18 protein-coding genes are annotated in these 19,048 nt (G+C 76.4%); 5 read left to right on the forward strand and 13 right to left on the reverse strand.

Annotated elements, in window-relative coordinates; translation table 11 throughout:
- Positions 1–76: 76 nt before the first annotated feature.
- Genes ACRYM0_RS11625 through ACRYM0_RS11635 form a run of 3 tightly spaced genes read left to right on the forward strand, consistent with a single transcriptional unit; the run spans position 77 to position 1,592 of the window.
- Positions 77–286, forward strand: coding sequence for a hypothetical protein (locus ACRYM0_RS11625; RefSeq protein WP_432505208.1), 210 nt, complete (start codon positions 77–79; stop codon positions 284–286).
- A gap of 41 nt (positions 287–327) precedes the next feature.
- Positions 328–807 (forward strand): heme-degrading domain-containing protein, encoded by a 480-nt coding sequence (locus tag ACRYM0_RS11630; RefSeq protein WP_432505210.1) that lies wholly within the window; start codon positions 328–330, stop codon positions 805–807.
- 11 nt (positions 808–818) lie between these two features.
- Positions 819–1,592, forward strand: coding sequence for a putative protein N(5)-glutamine methyltransferase (locus tag ACRYM0_RS11635; RefSeq protein ID WP_432505212.1), 774 nt, complete (start codon positions 819–821; stop codon positions 1,590–1,592).
- Positions 1,593–1,619: 27 nt separating this feature from the next.
- Here ACRYM0_RS11635 and ACRYM0_RS11640 read toward each other — a convergent pair whose 3' ends face one another.
- The 3 genes from ACRYM0_RS11640 to dnaB are packed head-to-tail and all read right to left on the reverse strand — an operon-like array spanning position 1,620 to position 3,449.
- Positions 1,620–1,961 (reverse strand): cupin domain-containing protein, encoded by a 342-nt coding sequence (locus tag ACRYM0_RS11640; RefSeq protein ID WP_432505214.1) that lies wholly within the window; start codon positions 1,959–1,961, stop codon positions 1,620–1,622.
- A 34-nt stretch (positions 1,962–1,995) separates the two neighbouring features.
- Positions 1,996–2,130 (reverse strand): hypothetical protein, encoded by a 135-nt coding sequence (locus ACRYM0_RS11645; RefSeq protein WP_432505216.1) that lies wholly within the window; start codon positions 2,128–2,130, stop codon positions 1,996–1,998.
- 11 nt (positions 2,131–2,141) lie between these two features.
- Entirely contained in the window at positions 2,142–3,449 is a 1,308-nt protein-coding gene (dnaB, locus tag ACRYM0_RS11650) for a replicative DNA helicase (RefSeq protein WP_432505238.1), read from the reverse strand.
- 426 nt (positions 3,450–3,875) lie between these two features.
- Between dnaB and ACRYM0_RS11655 the strand changes: the two genes are divergently transcribed.
- The gene (locus tag ACRYM0_RS11655) at positions 3,876–5,228 is read left to right on the forward strand and encodes an MATE family efflux transporter (RefSeq protein ID WP_432505218.1); all 1,353 of its coding nucleotides are present in this window, start codon (positions 3,876–3,878) and stop codon (positions 5,226–5,228) included.
- A gap of 24 nt (positions 5,229–5,252) precedes the next feature.
- Here the strand turns inward: ACRYM0_RS11655 and ACRYM0_RS11660 are convergent, their stop codons facing one another.
- From ACRYM0_RS11660 to ACRYM0_RS11690, 7 genes are all read right to left on the reverse strand, one after another.
- On the reverse strand, positions 5,253–6,782 hold the full coding sequence (locus ACRYM0_RS11660) for a sensor domain-containing diguanylate cyclase (protein WP_432505220.1): 1,530 nt from the start codon (positions 6,780–6,782) through the stop codon (positions 5,253–5,255).
- Between the two features lie 127 nt (positions 6,783–6,909).
- On the reverse strand, positions 6,910–7,362 hold the full coding sequence (gene rplI, locus ACRYM0_RS11665) for a 50S ribosomal protein L9 (protein ID WP_432492424.1): 453 nt from the start codon (positions 7,360–7,362) through the stop codon (positions 6,910–6,912).
- Between the two features lie 14 nt (positions 7,363–7,376).
- Positions 7,377–7,613: a 30S ribosomal protein S18 gene (gene rpsR / locus ACRYM0_RS11670; RefSeq protein ID WP_166612805.1), complete on the reverse strand. Its 237-nt coding sequence runs from the start codon at positions 7,611–7,613 to the stop codon at positions 7,377–7,379.
- A 144-nt stretch (positions 7,614–7,757) separates the two neighbouring features.
- Positions 7,758–8,333 carry a single-stranded DNA-binding protein gene (locus ACRYM0_RS11675; protein WP_432505222.1) on the reverse strand — a complete coding sequence of 192 codons (576 nt, stop codon included), beginning with the start codon at positions 8,331–8,333 and terminating at the stop codon, positions 7,758–7,760.
- Complete coding sequence (gene rpsF / locus ACRYM0_RS11680; RefSeq protein WP_432492420.1) at positions 8,333–8,629, reverse strand: 30S ribosomal protein S6; 297 nt, start codon at positions 8,627–8,629, stop codon at positions 8,333–8,335. Before rpsF ends, ACRYM0_RS11675 begins: the two co-directional genes overlap by 1 nt.
- A gap of 214 nt (positions 8,630–8,843) precedes the next feature.
- Positions 8,844–10,289 carry a glycosyltransferase 87 family protein gene (locus tag ACRYM0_RS11685; protein ID WP_432505224.1) on the reverse strand — a complete coding sequence of 482 codons (1,446 nt, stop codon included), beginning with the start codon at positions 10,287–10,289 and terminating at the stop codon, positions 8,844–8,846.
- Between the two features lie 36 nt (positions 10,290–10,325).
- Positions 10,326–12,569 (reverse strand): transglycosylase domain-containing protein, encoded by a 2,244-nt coding sequence (locus ACRYM0_RS11690; protein WP_432505226.1) that lies wholly within the window; start codon positions 12,567–12,569, stop codon positions 10,326–10,328.
- A gap of 246 nt (positions 12,570–12,815) precedes the next feature.
- Here ACRYM0_RS11690 and ACRYM0_RS11695 point away from each other — a divergent pair, with 246 nt between their 5' ends.
- A complete protein-coding gene (locus tag ACRYM0_RS11695; protein WP_432505228.1) occupies positions 12,816–14,225 on the forward strand; it encodes an MFS transporter in 1,410 nt (469 codons plus the stop codon).
- Here ACRYM0_RS11695 and ACRYM0_RS11700 read toward each other — a convergent pair.
- From ACRYM0_RS11700 to ACRYM0_RS11710, 3 genes are all read right to left on the reverse strand, one after another.
- Positions 14,161–15,927, reverse strand: a complete 1,767-nt coding sequence (locus ACRYM0_RS11700; protein ID WP_432505230.1) for a serine/threonine-protein kinase — start codon at positions 15,925–15,927, stop codon at positions 14,161–14,163. The genes ACRYM0_RS11695 and ACRYM0_RS11700 overlap by 65 nt on opposite strands.
- A 109-nt stretch (positions 15,928–16,036) precedes the next feature.
- On the reverse strand, positions 16,037–18,346 hold the full coding sequence (locus tag ACRYM0_RS11705) for a molybdopterin-dependent oxidoreductase (RefSeq protein WP_432505232.1): 2,310 nt from the start codon (positions 18,344–18,346) through the stop codon (positions 16,037–16,039).
- Between the two features lie 55 nt (positions 18,347–18,401).
- Entirely contained in the window at positions 18,402–18,941 is a 540-nt protein-coding gene (locus tag ACRYM0_RS11710) for a Uma2 family endonuclease (RefSeq protein WP_432505234.1), read from the reverse strand.
- Between the last annotated feature and the right edge of the window lie 107 nt (positions 18,942–19,048).

Consider the following 19,048-nt stretch of genomic DNA (forward strand, 5'->3'; position numbering starts at 1 on the left):
CCCAGTGTCCCCGATCGGCACCGCCCCCGGCTCCGGAGCCCTGACGGCGCCCGCCCGCCTCGGGCAGGATCACCCCGTGACCTCCCCGGCGACCCGCGCCCACGACGCCCTCACCGCCCTGCTCGCGCTGGCGATCGTCCCCGACCCCGCCGGCCGTCACCGCCGCACCGCGGACTTCGCCGGCTACGTCCCCCACCAGCAGCGCGCCGACGCCGTGATGCGGCGCCTGGCCCCGGCGCTGCCGGTGGCGTCGACGGGTTCCGGGCTCCTCGCCGCCCGCCGCTGACCGCGCCCACCGACCACCGACCACCCCCACCGGGAGACCCCATGACCGACGACCACGCCGCGCTGCTCACCGAGCTGGAACAGCACGAGAGGGACCTCGTCTTCGACACCTTCGACAACCTCACCGCCTGGCGGCTGGGCACCCTGCTGGCCGAGCGCGCCCTGCGCGACGCGCTGCCGGTGGCGGTCTGCGTGCGCCGCAACGGCCAGCGCCTCTTCCACGTCGGCCTGCCCGGCTCCTCCGCCGACAACGACGCGTGGCTGGACCGCAAGACGGCCGTGGTGGACCTCTACGGCCGCTCCTCCTACCTGGTGGGCACCCGCTTCCGCGCCGCCGGCGGCTCCTTCGACACCGACTCCCGCCTGGACACCGGCCGCTACGCCGCCCACGGCGGCGCATTCCCCGTGAACGTGCGCGGCGTCGGCTGCGTGGGAGCCGTCGCGGTGTCCGGGCTGCCGGAGGCGGAGGACCACCGCGTCGTCGTGGAGGGGATCACCGCGTTCCTCGCCGCCGGCGCCTGAGACCCCGGCCCGTGAGCACCCCGGAGGACCCCCTCGCGGCGCGCCTGCGCGCGGCGGGCTGCGTGTTCGCCGAGCGGGAGGCGGAGCTGCTGCGCGCGGCGGCGAGCGCACCGGAGGACGTGGAGGCGCTCGCCGCCCGGCGCGCCGCCGGGGAACCGCTGGAGCACGTCCTGGGGTGGGCGGCCTTCAGCGGGCTGCGCCTGGCCGTGGCACCGGGCGTGTTCGTGCCCCGGCACCGCTCGGAGCTGCTCGTGGCGCTGGCGGCACCGCTGCTGGCGCCCGGCGACGTCCTGGTGGACCTGTGCTGCGGCACGGGCGCCCTGGCCGCGGCCCTGCGGGTGCGGGTGCCGGGCCTGCTCGTGCACGCCGCCGACGTGGACCCGGCCGCGGTGCGCTGCGCCCGCGCGAACCTGCCCGGCGCCGACGTGCACCGCGGGGACCTGTTCGCGGCGCTGCCCGCGGCGCTGCGCGGGGGAGTCGACGTGGTGGTGGCGAACGTGCCGTACGTGCCCAGCGACCGGGTGGCGGTGCTGCCGCCGGAGGCGCGCGAGCACGAGGCCCGGCTCGCGCTCGACGGCGGTGGCGACGGCCTGGACGTGCTGCGGCGCGTGCTCGCCGGCGCGGCGACCTGGCTGCGGCCGGGCGGGTCGCTGCTCGCGGAGGTCGCCGGGGAGCAGGAGGCGGCGGCGGTGCGGGCCGCGGCCGGCGCCGGCCTGGAGGCGCGCGCGGTGGCGGACGAGGAGTTCGAGACGACCGCGCTGGTGGTGCGGCGGCCGGCGCGGTGAGTCCGGGGCGGTGCGTCCGGGGCCGGTTCAGACGGTGGGGTCGCCGTCGGGCAGGCCGGTCACCGTGGTCAGCAGGAGCGCCGAGTCCTCCAGGGCGGAGACGGCGTGGCGCTGGTGGACCAGCTGGACCAGTTCACCGGCACCGACCTCGGACTGCTCGTCGCCGGCGGTGATGCGCACCCGGCCGACGAGGACCTGCACGGTCGCCGCCTGCGGGGGGTTGTGCTCGGGCAGCTCCTCACCGGCCCGCAGGGCGATGAGGGTCTGGCGCAGGTGCCCGTCGTGCACGAGCAGGTGCGCGCTGCGGCCGTGCGCGGACGTGCGCGCGGTGCCCAGGTGCTCGTCGGTGAGGCGGGGCAGATCGACCACGGTGGTCCTCCTGGGGTTGCGGTCCTGGCGGTGATCAGTCTCCCGGCGGCGGGGCCGCGCCGCACGCGGGGCACACCGCGTCCGCGGGGACCTCCCGCACCGCCCCGCAGTCCGGGCACAGCAGGTGCAGCCAGCAGACCGCCTCGCCGCCGTCCCCCTCGCCGTCCACGCCGGTCCCCGTCAGGTCGCCATGTCGACGAAGCGGGAGTAGTGGCCCTGGAACGCCACGGTGATGGTGTCCGTGGGGCCGTTGCGGTGCTTGGCGACGATGAAGTCCGCCTCACCGGCCCGCGGGGACTCCTTCTCGTACATGTCCTCGCGGTGCAGGAGGATCACCATGTCGGCGTCCTGCTCGATGGAGCCACTTTCGCGCAGGTCGCTCATCTGCGGCTTCTTGTCGGTGCGCTGCTCCGGCCCGCGGTTCAGCTGGGACAGCGCGATGACGGGGACCTCGAGCTCCTTCGCGAGCAGCTTCAGCGCGCGGGAGAACTCCGAGACCTCCTGCTGGCGGCTCTCCACCCGCTTGCCGGACGTCATCAGCTGGAGGTAGTCGACGATGACGAGCTTGAGGTCGGCGCGCTGCTTCAGCCGCCGGCACTTCGAGCGGATCTCCATCAGCGACATGTTCGGCGAGTCGTCGATGTACAGCGGCGCCTCGGAGATGGAGCCCATGGTGCGGGCGAGCTTCGTCCAGTCCTCCTCGCGCATCGTGCCCTTGCGCATGTTCTGCAGGGGGATGCGCGCCTCGGCGGACAGCAGGCGCATGGAGATCTCGTTGCGGCCCATCTCCAGGGAAAAGATCACCGACGCCAGGCCGTGCTTGATCGAGGCGGCACGGGCGATGTCCAGTCCCAGGGTGCTTTTGCCCACGGCGGGGCGCGCCGCGATGACGATCATCTGCCCGGGGTGCAGGCCGTTGGTCAGGCCGTCCAGGTCGGCGAAGCCGGTGGGCACGCCGACCATGCCCTCGCCGCGGTGGGAGCTGGCCTCGATCTCGTCGATGGCGCCCTCGATGACGTCGCCGAGGACGGCGTAGTCCTCCTTCACGCGCTTCTCGGTGACGGCGTACACCTCGGCCTGGGCGGAGTTGACGATGGCGTCGACGTCCATGCCGTCGGCGCCGTAGCCCATCTGCACGATGCGGGTGCCGGCCTCCACCAGGCGGCGCAGCACGGCGCGCTCGCGCACGATGCGGGCGTAGAAGCCGGCGTTGGCGGCGGTGGGGACGGTGGAGATGAGGTCGTGCAGGTACGGGGTGCCGCCGACGCGGGCGAGCTCGCCGCGGTTGGTGAGCTCGGCGGAGACGGTGACGGGGTCGGCGGGCTCGCCGCGGGAGTAGAGGTCGAGGATCGACTCGTAGATCAGCTCGTGGGCGGGGCGGTAGAAGTCGACGCCCTTGAGGACCTCCACGACGTCCGCGATGGCGTCCTTGGAGAGCATCATCCCGCCGAGCACGCCCTGCTCGGCGGCGATGTCCTGGGGGGGCATCCGCTCGTAGGGCTCGCTGCCCACCTCGGGCCCGCGGTCGTCGCCGCCCTTGCGGCGGGAGCCACCCGACCCGCCGCGCTGCGCCGGAGCGTCGTCGAACGTCGTCACCCTGCTGCGCCCCTCTTCCCGAACGGTCGTCCACCGGCGCTGCCACCGCTGTCGACCGAGGTCTACCGGGAGGGTCCGACACCTCGGTCCAGGCACCCTGACGCACGCGGGGAGCAGCGGTCAAACCCGCCTGTGCACAGGCCGGTTGACAACCTGTGGACGAAGTGGGGGTGGTGGTGCACAGGGAGTGGACAACTCTGGGGACAACTTCCCGATCCGGCCCCCCACCGGCACGCGCACCGGCTGTGACCTGCGACGATGCCGTCCGCGAGGTGTGGAGGAGAAATATCTGCGGACGACGGGAGATCGACGGTGGGGTTGCGGTCCGGTAACGGTTCCCCGGCGGGCCTCAAGGTCCGGGCCCGGGACGCCGAGATCGCCCGGTTGGCCGTGCCCGCGCTGGGCGCCCTCGTGGCCGAGCCCGCGTTCCTGCTGGCCGACTCCGCGATCGTCGGGCGCCTGGGCACCCTGCCGCTGGCCGGCCTCGGCGTCGCCGGCGCGGTGCTCGCCACCGCCGTCAGCCTGTTCGTCTTCCTCGCCTACGGCACCACCGCCGGGGTGGCCCGCCGGCTCGGCGCGGGCGACGCGCGCGGCGCCCTGGCCGCCGGCGTGGACGGGGTCTGGCTGGCGCTGGGGCTGGGCGTGGTCACGGCCGTGGTCGTCCACGCCGCCGCCGGGCCGGTGGTGGACGCCCTGGGGGTGTCCGCCGCGGCCCGCCCGTACGCCGTGACGTACCTGCGCGTCAGCCTGTGGGGGCTGCCGGCGATGCTCGTGGTGCTCGCCGCCACCGGCCTGCTGCGGGGCCTGCAGGACACCCGCACCCCCCTGGTGGTCGCCGCCTCCGGCGCCGGGCTCAACGTCGTCCTGAACCTGCTGCTCGTGCACGGCGCCGGGTGGGGCATCGCCGGCTCGGCGGCCGGCACCGCCGCCACCCAGGTGCTCATGGCGGTGGCGCTGGCGGCCGTCGTGGCGCGCGGGGTCCGGCGCACCGGGGCGCCGGTGCGCCCGCACCCCCTGGGGGTCCTGCGCAGCGCCCGCGCCGGCGTCCCGCTGCTGGTGCGGACCCTCACCCTGCGCGTGGCGCTGCTGCTGACGACGTACGTGGCCGCCGCCCAGGGCGACTCCGGCCTGGCCGCGCACCAGGTCGCGATGACGGTGTGGACGACCACGGCGCTGGCGCTGGACGCCCTCGCGATCGCCGCGCAGGCGCTCGTCGGCCGCGACCTGGGTGCCGGGGACGTCGCCGGGGTGCGGGCCACGGTCCGCCGCACCTCGCAGTGGGGCGTCGCCGTCGGGGTGGTGCTGGGCGCGCTCGTGGCCGCGACCTCCTGGCCGGTGGCCGGGCTGTTCGCCCCGCAGGCGCAGGTGCGCGGGGACCTGGCGGCGGCCCTGGTGGTGCTGGGGCTGTGCCTGCCGGTCGCCGGCTGGGTGTTCGTCCTGGACGGCGTGCTCATCGGCGCCGGGGACGGGCGCTACCTGGCGCGCGCCGGGGTGCTCACGCTCGCCGCGTACGCGCCGGCGGCGGTGCTGGTGCTGCTGCTCGCGCCGCCCGGCCGCGCCGGGCTGGTGTGGCTGTGGGCGTCCTTCGCCGGTGCCTACTCGCTGGCCCGGCTGGTGACGCTGGTGCACCGGGAGCGCTCCGGCGCGTGGGTGGTCACCGGCGCCGGGTGAGGCGGGACCGGGCGGGGGCTCCGCTCAGGCGACCGGCTGGGCGGGGGCTCCGCCGCGGGCTGCGGGGACGGCTGCTGCGGGGACGGCTGCTGCGGGGACGGGCTGCTGCTGCGCGGCCGGCGCCGTCCCGGCGGCGGTCACGACCCGGTCGCGGCCGGCGTGCTTGGCCTCGTAGAGGGCCTCGTCGGTGCGGGCGACCAGGGCGGCGAGGGTCTCGGCGCGGTCCCACTGCGCCACGCCCGCGGAGAACGTCTGCCCCAGCGGGGTGCGCGCGCGCAGGGCGTCCACCACGGCGGCGGCGTCCGCCAGGTCGCGGCCGGGCAGCACCACCAGGAACTCCTCGCCGCCCCAGCGGGCCAGGACGGCACCGGTGCCCTCCAGCCCGGCGTTCCAGGCGAGGGCGGCCTGCGACAGCAGCCGGTCCCCGGCGGGGTGGCCGAAGGTGTCGTTGAAGCTCTTGAAGCGGTCCAGGTCGAGCACCGCGACCGCCAGGGGCTGCCCCTCGGCCAGCGCCGCCTGCTGCAGCCGGTGCAGCTCGGCGTCGCCGCTGCGGCGGTTGGGCAGGCCGGTGAGGGCGTCGGTGCGGGCGAGCGCCGCGAGCTGCTCGGACTGCTCCCGGACGCGCGTGAGCAGCCCGGACATGCGCAGCACGACGAGCACGAAGAGGACCACGGAGCTGAGGCCGACCGCCCACGGCTCCGGGGAGAGGCCCAGGGCCAGCTGCAGCAGCATGGTGCCGGGCGAGAGCAGGCTGGCGAGCATCAGCGCCAGGAGGCGACCGCGGCTGAACTCCACACCGGTGGTCGGCCCGACCTCGGTCAGGCGGCGCATGGACGGGTGCAGCGCGGCGGCGGCGATGCACGCGTACGAGGCGAGCCAGCCGGCGTCGAGGACGGGCGAGTAGGAGCCGGCGAGGCTCTGCACCTGGTAGACGCTGTCGGCGACGAGCATGAGCACCACGCCGGCGCCCAGGAGGCGGAAGGCTGCGGTGCGGGCGCCGCTGGAGGTGAGCAGACGCACCAGCAGCGCCAGCAGCAGGACGTCGCCCACGGGGTAGAGGGCGGCCAGCACGCGGGTCGGCACGGAGGCGCTGCCGTCGGCCAGGGTGGGCTGCAGCAGGAAGATCCAGCTCAGCAGCACGAAGCCGATGGTGATGATGGCGGTGTCGATGACGCCCTCGCGGTCGCCGTCGCCGGTGCGGGAACGCACGAACGAGCGCAGGCCCAGCGCCAGCAGGGGGTAGGCGGCCAGGTAGAAGGCGTCGGCCACCGAGGGGAACGGTTCGACGCCGACGACCAGCTCGAGGTAGCTGTACACGAGGTCGCCGAGCGTCCAGGCCCCCACCCCGGCGGCGACGAACCACCACCCGGTGGCGTCGCGGGGGCGGTGCCGGTGGGTGCCGAGGGCGACGAGCGCGGTGCAGGCGAGGCCGGTGAAGGCGTAGACGCCGGCGCGCGGCAGCCCGTCCGGCAGGCTCACGCACAGCACGACGAGCAGCGGGGCCGCCACGCAGTGGGCCCGCAGGGTGAGGGTGGTCAGGTCGGGCGCGCGCACGTCCGGGGCATCGGCGCCCCCGGCGGCCCCCTGCACGGGTGGGCACCCGTTCGGCGCAGGGCCGGGGGAGCACGAGGGGCCGGCCGCGCGGTGCGCGGCCGGCCCCTCGTGCGCGGTGGTGAGCCGCTCAGCCCTGGGCTGCGACGACGTCGATGGTGACGGTCGCCGAGACGTCGGGGTGCAGGCGCACGAGCGCCTTGTGCACGCCGACGGTGCGGATCGGCTGGGTCAGCTCGATCTTGCGCTTGTCGACCGCGGGACCACCGGCGGCGGTCACGGCCTGCGCGACGTCGGCCGGGGTGACGGCGCCGAACAGGCGGCCGCCCTGGCCGGCGCGGGCGACGTACGCCACCGTGCGCGACTCGAGCGACTGCTTGACGGACTTCGCCTCGTCCAGGGTGGCGATCTCGCGGGTCTTGCGAGCCTTGCGGATCGACTCGACCTGCTTCTCGCCGCCCTTGGTCCACGGCGTGGCCAGGTTGCGCGGCAGGAGGTAGTTGCGGCCGTAGCCGTCCTTGACCTCCACGACGTCGCCGGGCGTGCCGAGGCCGGAGACCTCGTGGGTGAGGATGAGCTTCATCTCGTCCCTCCTCCTCAGCGGGCGGAGCTGCTGTAGGGCAGCAGCGCCATCTCGCGAGCGTTCTTGATCGCCTTGGCGATCTGACGCTGCTCCTGAACGGACACGCCCGTCACCCGACGCGCGCGGATCTTGCCGCGGTCGGAGATGAACTTGCGCAGCAGAGCGGTGTCCTTGTAGTCGACGCTCTCGATCTTGGCTGCCTTGAGCGGGTTCTGCTTCTTCTTGGGCTTGCGCACGGGCACCTTGGCCATCGTGGTGCTCCCCTCTCGTGAGAGCCCGGGGGTTCAGGCCCGGGATGACGTCGTTCGTGGTGCTCGGCGGGCCGCGACGGGGGTCGCGACGCACCGAGGGTCAGGCCCCGGGGGGCCTGGAGGAGTGCTGCGGGGGACTGCCCGTCAGAACGGCGGGTCGTCGTTGGACGCGCCGCCCCAGCCGCCGCCGGACCCCTGCGAGGGGCCGGTGGCCCAGGGGTCGTCCTGCTGCTGCTGGCCGCCGCCGGAGCTCGCGCCCCAGCCACCGCCGCCACCGCCGCCGGGGTTGCCCCCGCCGCCGAAGCCGCCGCCGGAGTTGCCGCCGCCGCCGAAGCCGCCACCGCCGCCCCCGCCGCGGGAGGCCCGGGTGACCTTCGCGGTGGCGTAGCGCAGCGAGGGGCCGATCTCGTCGACCTGCATCTCGATGACGGTGCGCTTCTCGCCCTCCTTCGTGTCGAAGGTGCGCGACTGCAGGCGGCCGGTGACGACCACCCGGGTGCCGCGCGTGAGGGACTCGGCGACGTTCTCGGCCGCCTCGCGCCAGATGGCGCAGCGCATGAACAGCGTCTCGCCGTCCTTCCACTCGTTCGACTGGCGGTCGAACGTGCGGGGGGTGGAGGCGACCGTGAAGTTGGCCACCGCAGCCCCGGACGGGGTGAAGCGCAGCTCGGGGTCGTTGGTCAGGTTCCCGACCAGCGTGATGACGGTCTCCCCCGCCATCAGGCGGCCTCGGCGCGGAGCAGCTTCGTCCGCAGCACCGCCTCGTTGAGGTTCAGCTGCCGGTCGAGCTCCTGCACCACGGCGGGCGTGGCGTTCAGCTCGACGACGGCGTAGATGCCCTCGGACTTCTTCTTGATGTCGTAGGCCATGCGGCGGCGACCCCAGATGTCGACCTTGCCGACCTCGCCACCACCCTGGCGGACCACGTTGAGGAACCGGTCGAGCGACGGGCCGACCGTGCGCTCCTCCAGCTCCGCGTCGAGGATCACCATGAGCTCGTACTGACGCGCGCTCATTCCCCACCTCCTTCGGTCTCAGGCGGCCACGGTCTCTCCGTGGCAGGAGGGTCTCGGTGCGTCGTCCACGCCCGACCAGCGGGCGCAGAACCCCAGCAGTCTACCGGCCCCTCGGCGTCCCACCGTTCCGCACGCAGCGCCCGGCGGCGGGGCCGTCCACAGCGGGGCCGCTCCCGGCCGGCCCGCGACCTGCCTGGGGACACCGCGGGAGCGCTCACGCCACCCGCACGACCAGCGAGTCCGGGGCCCGGTCGAGGTCGCCGCCGGCCGGGTCGTCCAGGCCCTCCGAGCGCACCGCGTCCCGCCACGGCGAGCGCACCTGGCGCAGCACGGCGAGGACCAGGTGGGCCAGGGCGGCCAGGCGCAGCAGCAGCAGGACCGCGTACAGCTCCGGGGGCAGCGCCCGCTCCGGGGTGCTCTGCCCGGCGATGAACAGCCACACCCCGGCGAAGTACGCCGCCTCGGCCGCCCACCACAGCAGGTGGTCGCGCCAGCGGGGCAGCGCCAGCGCCGCCAGCGGCGCCAGCCACAGCGAGGCCTGCACGGGGAACGCCGGGCCCAGCAGGCAGGAGCCGGCCACCAGCAGGAACGCCACCTGCGGCAGGCGCGGCCGGCGCGGCGCCCACAGCACCAGCAGCCCCACCAGCAGCAGCCACGCGAACCCGGTGCACAGCGCGATCGCCGTCACGGCCGAAGCGGGCAGCCCCGCGGCGTCGCTGGAACCGGCGGCCCGCTCCAGCAGCTGCGGCAGCAGCCACGGCGACCCGTACCCGGCGGACCGCCCGGGGACGTCGCGCAGGTACGCGCTCCACTCCTGCGCGCTCGCCAGCGCGAAGGGGGCGTTCACCGCCGCCCAGGCCGCCGCGGCGGCGGCCAGCGTCGTGCCGGCCGCGCGCCAGCGGCCCGCGCGCAGGGCCAGCAGGGCCAGCGCGACCAGCAGCAGCACCGGGTAGGTGCGGGCCGCGACGGCCAGCCCCAGCACCAGTCCCGCGGCCAGGGGGTGCCGGCGCGCCCACAGCGCCAGGCCCGCGCTGGCCAGCGCGACCCCGGCCAGGTCGAGGGACACCAGGCCCGACAGGGCCAGCAGGGGGCTGAGCGCCACCAGGAGCGCGTCCCAGCTGCGGCGGCGGCCCGCCGCCAGCGCCACGGCGACCACGGTGACCAGCGCGGCGACCAGCAGGACCACGGCGCCGGCGTCGAAGTAGGCGCGCTGGGCGTCGGCGCCGGTGCCCCGCGGCGCCACCAGGCCGATGAGCCAGGCCAGCGCGGCCGTGAGCGGGGGCTGCCCCAGCGACACCCCGTCGCCGTACGGGCCCAGGCCCTGCGACAGCCCCGAGGACGTGTACACGACCGGCAGGTCGGAGTAGCAGGCGTGCACGAACTGGTCGGGGGTGCTCCAGCCCCGTGCGCGGCAGTGGTGCTTGCTCGCGGCGCCCACGGCCACCAGCACCGTGGTCAGCGCCACCAGCACCGGCAGGGGCCGCGCCCACCAGGGGGCGTGCGGGGCCAGGCGCCGGCCGGCGGGCCCGCCGATCACCTCGCTGGCCGCGCGTGCCACCGGGTCGGCGGCGGTGGGCGGCAGGGGCGGGACGGGCTCGGCGGCGCGGGGTCCGGGGCTGCCGGTGCCGGCGGGCGGGGGTGCGGGGGTGCCGGTGCTCACGGCAGCAGCTTGGCCCATCCGGCGCTGCCCCTGCGGCTACTGCGCGGCGGCGGCGCTCGGTGTGGAGGTGGCGGCCGCGTCCTCCTCCTCCCGGGCGGCGGCGTCCTCGCTCTCCTCGTCGGCGCCGCCGTCCCCGGTGCCGGAGGTGCTGGTGGCGCTGGGGCCCGCGGTGGTGGGCCGGGAGGTGGCGCTCGGGCTGGAGGTGGAGGTCGCCGTGGCGGTGCCCGTGGGCGAGGCGCTCTCCGTGGGGGAGGCGGTCTCCGTGCTGGTGGGCGACTGCGTGGCGGTGGGGCTCGAGCTGCGGGTGGCCGTCGAGGAGGAGCCGGAGGAGCTGCGCGAGGAGGAGGAGGAGGACGAGCCGCGCGAGGAGCCCACGTAGGCGGGGTCGGGGAAGTCCTGCTCCTCGGTGCCCTCCAGCGCGGCCTCCATGAAGTCGGTCCAGATCCGCACCGGGTACGAGCCGCCGGTGACCTCGCCGCCGCCCAGGTCCAGCGACTGCGCCTCGCCGTTCGGGCCTGACTGGTACAGCGCCACGGACGCCGCCAGCTGCGGGGTGTAGCCGGCGAACCAGGCGGACTTGTTGCTGGAGGAGGTGCCGGTCTTGCCGGCGGCGGGGCGGCCCAGGTTGCGCGCGTAGCGGCCGCTGCCCTGCTGCACGACCTGCTGCATGGCGTAGGTGGCGTCAGCGGCGACGTCCTCGGAGAAGACGCGCTCCTGCGCCGGGGAGGCGGTGTAGGTGCGGGTGCCGTCGGCGTCGGTGACGCTGACGATGGTGTGCCACTGGGTGCGCACGCCCTGCGCCGCGAAGGTCGCGTAGGCCTGGGTGACGTCGATGGGGTGCGGGGAGGCGGTGCCCAGCACGTTGGAGATGGTGGTGTCCTCGTCGGCCAGGCCGGCCGTGTCCGCCGGGTAGCCGGCGCGGATCGCGACGTCGCGGGTGGCCTCGGGGCCGACCTCCTCGTTGAGCTGGGCGTACACGGTGTTCACCGAGTTCGCCGTCGCGGTGAGCAGGTTGATGCGCCCGTAGGAGGAGCCGCCGAAGTTGGAGACCTTCCAGCCGTCCACGGTGATCGGGCTCGCGCCGCTGTACGTGCTGCGCAGCGAGGTGCCCTCCTCCAGGGCCGCCACCAGGGTGAACGGCTTGAAGGTGGAGCCGGCCTGGGCGGTGTCCTGGGTGACGGCGTTGCGCTGGCGCTCCAGGTAGTCCGCCCCGGCGTACATGGCGACCACGCCACCGGTGGCGGGGTCGATCGCGGACAGGGCGGCGTGGAAGCCCTCGGGCAGCTCGTCGGGCAGCCGGTCCTGCACGGCCTCGACGGCCGCGGCCTGCGCCTGCGCGTCGAAGGTGGTGACGATGCTCAGGCCGCCGCGCTCGACCTCCTCCTCGGTGAGTCCGACGGTGCTGCCGGTCAGCTCCCGCTTGACGGTGTCCAGCAGGTAGCCCTCGGGACCGGCGAGCTCGTTGTCGTCGGTGTCCTCCACCGTCTCCGGCAGCCCCGCCGCGGCGCGCTCCTCGGCGGTGATCCAGCCCTCCTCGACCATGCCGTCCAGGACGTAGTCGACGCGCTGGGCGGCGGCCTCGGCGTCGTTGTGCGGGTCGTAGTTGCTCGGCGCCTTCAGCACGGCGGCCAGCAGGGCGCCCTGGGAGGCGTTCAGCTGCTCCACGTCCACGCCGAAGTACGCCTGCGCGGCGGCCTGGATGCCGTAGGCGGCGCGGCCGAAGTAGACGGTGTTGAGGTAGTCCTCGAGCGTCTCCGCCTTGGTCTGCTGCTGGTCGATCTTCAGCGCGATGAAGAACTCCTTGAGCTTGCGCGTGTACGTCTGCTCGGAGGACAGGTAGTAGTTCTTCACGTACTGCTGGGTGATCGTCGAGCCGCCCTGCTGGGTGCCGTCGCTGACGTTGCTCCACAGCGCGCGGACGATGCCGCTGGGCGAGACGCCGCGGTTCTCGTAGAAGGAGCGGTCCTCCGCGGCCAGGACGGCGTGCTGCACGACCTCCGGCACCTGCTCGATGTCCACGTCCTGCCGGTTGACCTCGGCGAAGGTGCCGATGGGCGTGGTGCCGTCGGAGTAGTACACGGTGCTGGTCTGGGCGTCGGCCAGCTCGTTGGGGTCGGGCACGTCCACCAGCGCGTACGCGGTGGCGAAGCCGGCCACGCCGAGGACGACGCCGGCGACGAACAGCCCGCCCAGCCACGCGAGCACGCGCCGGCCCCGGCGCCGCGGGTGGCGCTGCGGGCGGCGGGACGAGGGGGCGGGGGCGGGACGACGTGCAGCCACTGCGGTCTGGTCCTCCGGGCGTCGGGGTGCGGGGCGAGCCGGGCTCGCACCGCGGCGCGGGGGCGCTGCCGGTGCATCGGCAGGCGCCGGCCGGATCTTCAGCGGGGCCGGGTCCGTGCCCGGGCCCCCACCCACCGGCCGTCCCAGTATGCGCGCCGCCCGGGGCGCCACCCGCCAGGCCGGGGACCCCCGCCGGCTGTGCACGAGACCTCCACCGCCGGGCGGCGCTGCCCGTAGCGTGGTCGCGTGCCGCAGCCGGGAGTGCTCGCAGAGCTGGCGCAGCTGACCCGCACCCGGCGCTACCGCCACCTGCTGGGGGTGCGGCTGGCCGGGCAGGCCGCCGACGGGGCCTTCCAGGCGGGGCTGGCGTCCTTGTTCTTCTTCTCCCCCGAGCGGCAGGCCACTCCCGCGCAGGTGGCGCTCGCCTCCGCGGTGCTGCTGCTGCCGTTCACCGTGGTGGGGCCGTGGGCGGGGGTGCTGCTGGACCGCCGGCCGCGGCGCTCGGTGTTGGGGCTGGGCAACCTGCTGCGTGCGGTGCTGGCGGTGGGCGCAGCGCTGGCCCTGGCCCGCGGTGCCGGCGACGTCGCGGTGGGGGCCCTGGCGCTGGCGGTGCTGTCGGTGAACCGGGCGCTGCTGGCGGGGCTGTCGGCCGCGCTGCCGCGGGTGGTGGCCCCCGACCGGCTGGTGCTGGCCAACGCGGTCACCCCCAGCGCGGGCACGGTCGCCGCCGGAGCGGGGGCGGCGCTCACGGTGGCGCTGACCGCGGCGGCCGGCACGGGTGGCGGCGCGGACGCGGCGGCGCTGCTGGCCGCCGCCGGCGGGTACCTGGTGGCCGGTGCGCTGGCCCTGCGCTTCCCGCGCGGCCTGCTCGGCCCGGAGCCCGGGAGGGCACCCGCCGGCCCCTCCCCCGTCACCGCGCCCGCGCTGGGCCGCACGGCCGGGCGGGTGCTGCGCGCCAGCGCGCGCGACGTGCTCGACGGCGTGGCGCACCTGGGTGAGCGGCGGGCCGCGGCGGCCGCGCTGGGCGTGGTGGCCTGGCACCGGTGGGCGTTCGGCCTGACGACGGTGGCGGTGGTCGTGCTGTGCCGCACCACGCTGACGGGCGGGGACCCCGCCGCGGGACTGGCTGCGCTGGGCGTGCTGCTGAGCGCGGTGGCCGCCGGTTCGGGCCTGGCGGCCGTCCTGGCCCCGTGGGGGGCGCGCGGGGGGCGGGTGCGCGCCTGGATCTCGCTGTGCCTGCTGGTGGCCGGCGCCGGGCAGGTGGTGGTGGGGCTGAGCACGTCGCCGGCGGTGCTGGCCGTGGCCGCCGCCGCCCTGGGCCTGGGCGGGCAGGGCGCGAAGATCGGCGTGGACACCGTCGTGCAGCGCAGCGTCGACGACGCCTACCGCGGCCGGGTGTTCACCGCCTACGACCTCGTCTTCAACGTCAGCTACTGCCTGGCCTGCGCGGCGGCGGTGCTGCTGGTGCCGCCGGACGGGCGGCTGGGTGGCGTGGCCGTCGCGCTGGGCGCGGGCTACGCGGCGCTGGCGCTGGCGCGCTCGAGGGACCGGGCCGCCGCGGGGGCCGCCGCGGCCCGCTGGACCGGCCGGCTCAGGGCGTCGCCGCGGACGGTGCCGCCTCCGGCAGCGGGTCGGGGGCGAAGCCGCCGGGGGTGACCGGCGCGGGCGGGGCGGGGGCCGGTGCGGAACCGCTCGGCGCGGCCGTCGACGTCGTGCTCGAGGAGGTCGGGCTGGAGGACGTCGGGCTCGGGGACGTCGGGCTCACCGTGACCGGTGGCGGCACGGGCACCGGCGGGACCGTGGGCGCGGGAGGCACCGTGACCGGTGGCGGCGTGCTCGACGGCGGGACCGTGGGCGCGGGAGGCACCGCGACCGGTGGCGGCGTGCTCGACGGTGCGGGCGGTGCGGCCGGCTCCTGCGCCGCCGGCGGCACGGTGGACCCGGGCGAGCTCGGCACGGTGACCGGCTGCGTGGCGGAGGCGCCGGGGGGCGTGCTCGCGGGGGGCGACGCCGGTGCGGAGGAGGCGCCGGAACCACCCGCCGGGGCGGTGGCGGTGCGGGCGGGCGTCCGGCCGGTCGCGACGGGTTCCCGCGAGGGGTCCTCGGCGCCGTCCTCGGCGGGGCTCGTGCCGGCGTCCGGGTCCTGCGTGGCGGGCGCGGGCGCGACCGGTGCCGAGGTGGGCAGCACGCCGGTGGGCCGCGGCTGCACGATGGCGACGGGGTTGGGCACCTCCTCCAGCCGGCCCTGCTGCACGGCGGTGATCGCGATGGCCGTGCCCGCGCTGGCGAGCACCAGCGCACCGACCACCACCGCGACGGGACGCCGGGGCAGCGTGCGCACCCGCGGAGCCCGCGGCGCGGCGGCCGGCGCGGGGGCGGGCAGCTCCCAGCCGTCCGGCTCGCGCGGCACCGGGTCCGGCGCCACGAGCGCGCGCATGGTGTTGACCCAGCCGGGCAGGCGGTCGGGCCGCTCGCGCGGGTCGGGGGACAGGCCCTGCAGCAGCAGCTCGGCCGTGTGCGGGTGCGCGGCGGTGTGCGGTGACGCGGCGAGCTGGCGGCGCACCAGGTGCGGGTCGAGGGCGCCGGTGGGGTCCGCGGCGGGCGGTTGCCCGGTCAGGACGAACACGGCGGTGGCGGCGAAGCCGAACACGTCGCTCGCCGAGGACGGCAGGGCGCCCGAGCGCACCTCCGGCGCGGTGTAGACGGCCGCGGAGCGGTGCGGGGCGTCGTGGCGCCGGCCGGCCAGGCCCGGGGCGGCCAGGCGCACGCCGTCGCCGGGGAAGAAGCCCCCCAGGCGCACCGTGCGGGGGGTGATGTCGCCGTGCACGAGCGGCGGGGAGTTCTCGGTGCCGCGGTGCAGCTCCTGCAGGACGCCGGCGGTGGCGGCCAGCACCGCGAAGCGTTCCTCGACGCCGGCGCCCGGGTCGTCGTGCAGCCAGTCGGCCACGGAGCGACCGGGCGCCTGCTCCAGGACGGCGTAGTCCCAGCGGGGGCCGTCCGCCGCGGCGTGGCCCGGCGCGTGCGGGGCGGGGCCGCTGAAGGTGCCGACGACCGCGGCCACGCGCTCGTGCCGCACGCGGCTCAGCCCGGCGGCGCGCTCGCGCCACAGCTGTTGCGCGGCCTCCGCGCCGGGCTCCGGTTCCGCGGCGGGCTCCGCCGGGCGCAGGACGACGAGGGTGAACAGCGCCTCCCCCGACGGTGCGCGGTGGTCCAGGACGTGCCACGCCTCTTCGACGCTGTCGGCCCGGCCGAGCAGCTCGTAGCGGTCGAGGTCCCCCGGCGGCCCCGCGCGGTGCCGGAGCACCGAGGGCACGTCGGAGGCGGAGGTCAGCCTGTCGTCCGGCCAGCCCTCGGTCACCTGTGGCACCTCCGCGCCTCGGCGGTGCGTCCAGCACCGGGATGGGGGTCCCATGATGCCTCACGCGGTGGGCCGAACGGGTGAATCCGGCCGGCGACCCGCGACCGGTTCAGGCGGGGTCCGCGGACCCCGGCTGGTCGAAGACCGTCACCCGCGGCACGGGGCCGGCGTGGGCGGCGACCTGCACCGCGGCGTGCTGGCCGGTGCAGGCCTGCGCGAGGCGGGAGGAACCCACGTCACGGGTCAGGACGTTGACGTTGCCGTAGCCGCAGGTGACGCCCGCCGCCGCGCCGGCGACGGGGTCCCACCAGGCACCGGTGGACATCTGCACCACGCCGCGGCGCACCGCGTCGGAGACCACCAGCCCGCCCAGGCAGCTGCCGCGCCGGCTGCGCACCACGACGACCTGGCCGTCGGCCAGGCCCCGCGCGGCGGCGTCGTCGGGGTGCAGCCGCACCGGTTCGCGCCCGGCGACCTTGCCTGCCTGCGAGTGCGCGCCGTGGTCCAGCTGGCTGTGCAGGCGGGTGGCGGGGTTGTTCGCCACCAGGTGCAGGGGGAACTCCTCGTCGGGCGCCTCGTCGGCGGGCAGGTGGACGGGGTGGCCGGGGCAGTCGTCGTAGCCGAAGCCCGCCACGGTCGGCGAGTGCAGCTCGATGCGCCCGCTCGGGGTGCGCAGCGGGAACCGGGCGGGGTCGGCGCGGAAGGAGGCGAACATCACCTTCTCCTGCGGTTCGTCGGGCAGCGGGAACTCCCCCGCCGCGCGGAACTCCGGGTAGGGGGGCGCGGTGATCCCGGCGCGGGCGGCCGGCCCGGTGCGCCACTGCTCGTACAGGTGCTCCACCCACTGCTGCGCGGTGCGGCCCTCGGTGAACCGCTCGCCGGCGCCCAGGCGCTCGGCCAGCGCGGACAGCACCGCGTAGTCGTCGCGGGCCTCGCCCAGGGGTTCGTGCACCCGCCCCATGTGGATGAGGCGGTCGTCGTAGCGGGCGGCGCCGACGTCCTCGCGCTCCAGGGTGGTGGTGGTGGCCAGGACGACGTCGGCGTGGCGGGCGGTCGTCGTCCAGAACGGCTCGTGCACGACGACGGTCTCGGCGGCCCGGAACGCGCGGCGCAGCCGTTGCAGGTCCTGGTGGTGGTGGAAGGGGTTGCCGCCGGCCCAGTGCACCAGGCGCAGGTGCGGGTAGACCTCGCGCCGGCCGTCGACCTCGTACGGCTCGCCGGGGTGCAGCAGCGCGTCGGCGATGCGGGCGACGGGGATGCGCACGCGCAGCGGGTCGGCGAACTGCGGCAGCGTGGGCAGCGGGTAGTGGCCGGAGCGGCGCCCCACGCCGCCGGTGGAGGCGTAGCCGTGGCCGAACCCCCCGCCGGGCAGGCCGATCTGCCCCAGCAGGCAGGCGAACGCGACGGCCGCCCACAGCGGCTGCTCGCCGAAGCGGGTGCGCGCCACGGACCAGCTGACGGTGACCATGGTGCGTCCGGCGGCGGCGCGGCGGGCCAGCTCCCGGATCGTCCCGGCGGGCACCTGCGTGATCGCCTCGGCCCACTCGGGGGTCTTCACCACCCCGTCGTCGGCGCCGTCGAGGGACGCGAGGAACTCCTCGGTGCCGGAGCAGCAGCGCTCCAGGAACCCCGGGTCGTGCAGGCCCTCCTGCACCAGCACCCGGCACATCGCCAGCAGCAGCGCGGCGTCGGTGCCGGGCACGGGGGCGATCCACTGCGCGTCCAGCTCGGCGGCGAGGTCGTCGCGCAGCGGGGAGACGAGCACGAACTGCGCCCCGCGGGCCTTCGCGCCGCGCAGCCGGCCGGCGATCTCGTGGCGGCTGATGCCGCCGCTGGCGACCTCGGAGTTCTTCGCGGGCAGCCCGCCGAAGGCGAGGACGAGGTCGGTGTGCGCCTCGACGCTGGACAGGGCGGTGGGTGAGATCAGGGGTTCCTGGCTGCCGACGACGTGCGGCATGAGGACCTCGCCGACGCCGTGGCTGTACGTCCAGGAGGAGCGCACGGCACCGCCGAGGCAGTGCGAGAAGCGGTGGACCTGGCTCTGCGCGTGGTGGAAGCGCCCGGCGCTGGCCCACCCGTAGGAACCGGCGAACACGGCCGTGGGCCCGTGCTCGTCCAGGACCCGGCGGTACTCCGCGGCGAGGCGGTCCAGCACCTCGTCCCAGCCGACGGCGATGAACTCGTCCTCGCCGCGGCGCTCGTCCGGGCCGGGGCCGTCCTCCCACCAGCCGCGGCGCACGTGCGGGCGCAGCACGCGGGCGGTGGGCGTGGCGGCGACGGGGACGTTGCCCAGCAGCGGCGAGGGGTCCGGGTCGTCGGGGTGGGGCTGCACGGTGACGCGGCCGTCGGCGCCGGTGGTGGCGGTGAACGCCCCCCAGTGGGAGGAGTGCGGGGTACCGAGCGGGGTCGTCGTGCTCACACCACCAGGATCGCCGATGCGCGGGCGTGCCCGGTGCGCACCGGGCACGCCCGCGTCAGGCGAACAGCGCCCCGACGTCCAGGACGATCCCCCAGCGCTCCAGCTCGACGGCCCCCTCGGACAGGGCCCGGTCCAGCTCGTAGGCGCCGTCGACGAGGCGGTGCACGTAGACGGTGTGGTCCCAGGGGGAGACGATCCAGTACTCGGGGCAGCCGTGGCGGGCGTACTTGGCGGTGTTGCGCACCCAGTCCTTCGACTGGTTCGACGGGGAGAGCACCTCGACGCACAGCAGCACCGGGCCGTCCCAGTACTGGGCCTCCTCGTCCACGGCGGCGTCGGCGTCGATCACCATCACGTCCGGCTCGTACTTGTCGGCTCCCGGTTTCCAGCCCCACGCGTCGTGGACCTGGTGCCCGGTGCCGCTCTCCAGCACGTTCGCCAGCCGCCGGGCGATCCGCTGGTGCCGCCCCGTCACCACGCCGCGCGGGATGAACGCCCCGTCCACGTACTCACCGCGGACGTCGTCGCCCAGCGCGCGGTAGTCCTCCCAGGACATCGGGACGCCGTGGATGCCCTCGTGCACCTCAGCCGCCATGCCCCGAGCCTAGCCCGCCCCATCCCCCCCCCCCGCCGCGGGGGGGGGGGGGGGGGGGGGGGGGGGGGGGGGGGGGGGGGGGGGGGGGGGGGGGGGGGCGGGGGGGG

It is taken from the genome of Kineococcus arenarius subsp. arenarius (assembly GCF_050871845.1).
In the GTDB taxonomy this organism is placed as follows: Bacteria; Actinomycetota; Actinomycetes; order Actinomycetales; family Kineococcaceae; genus Kineococcus.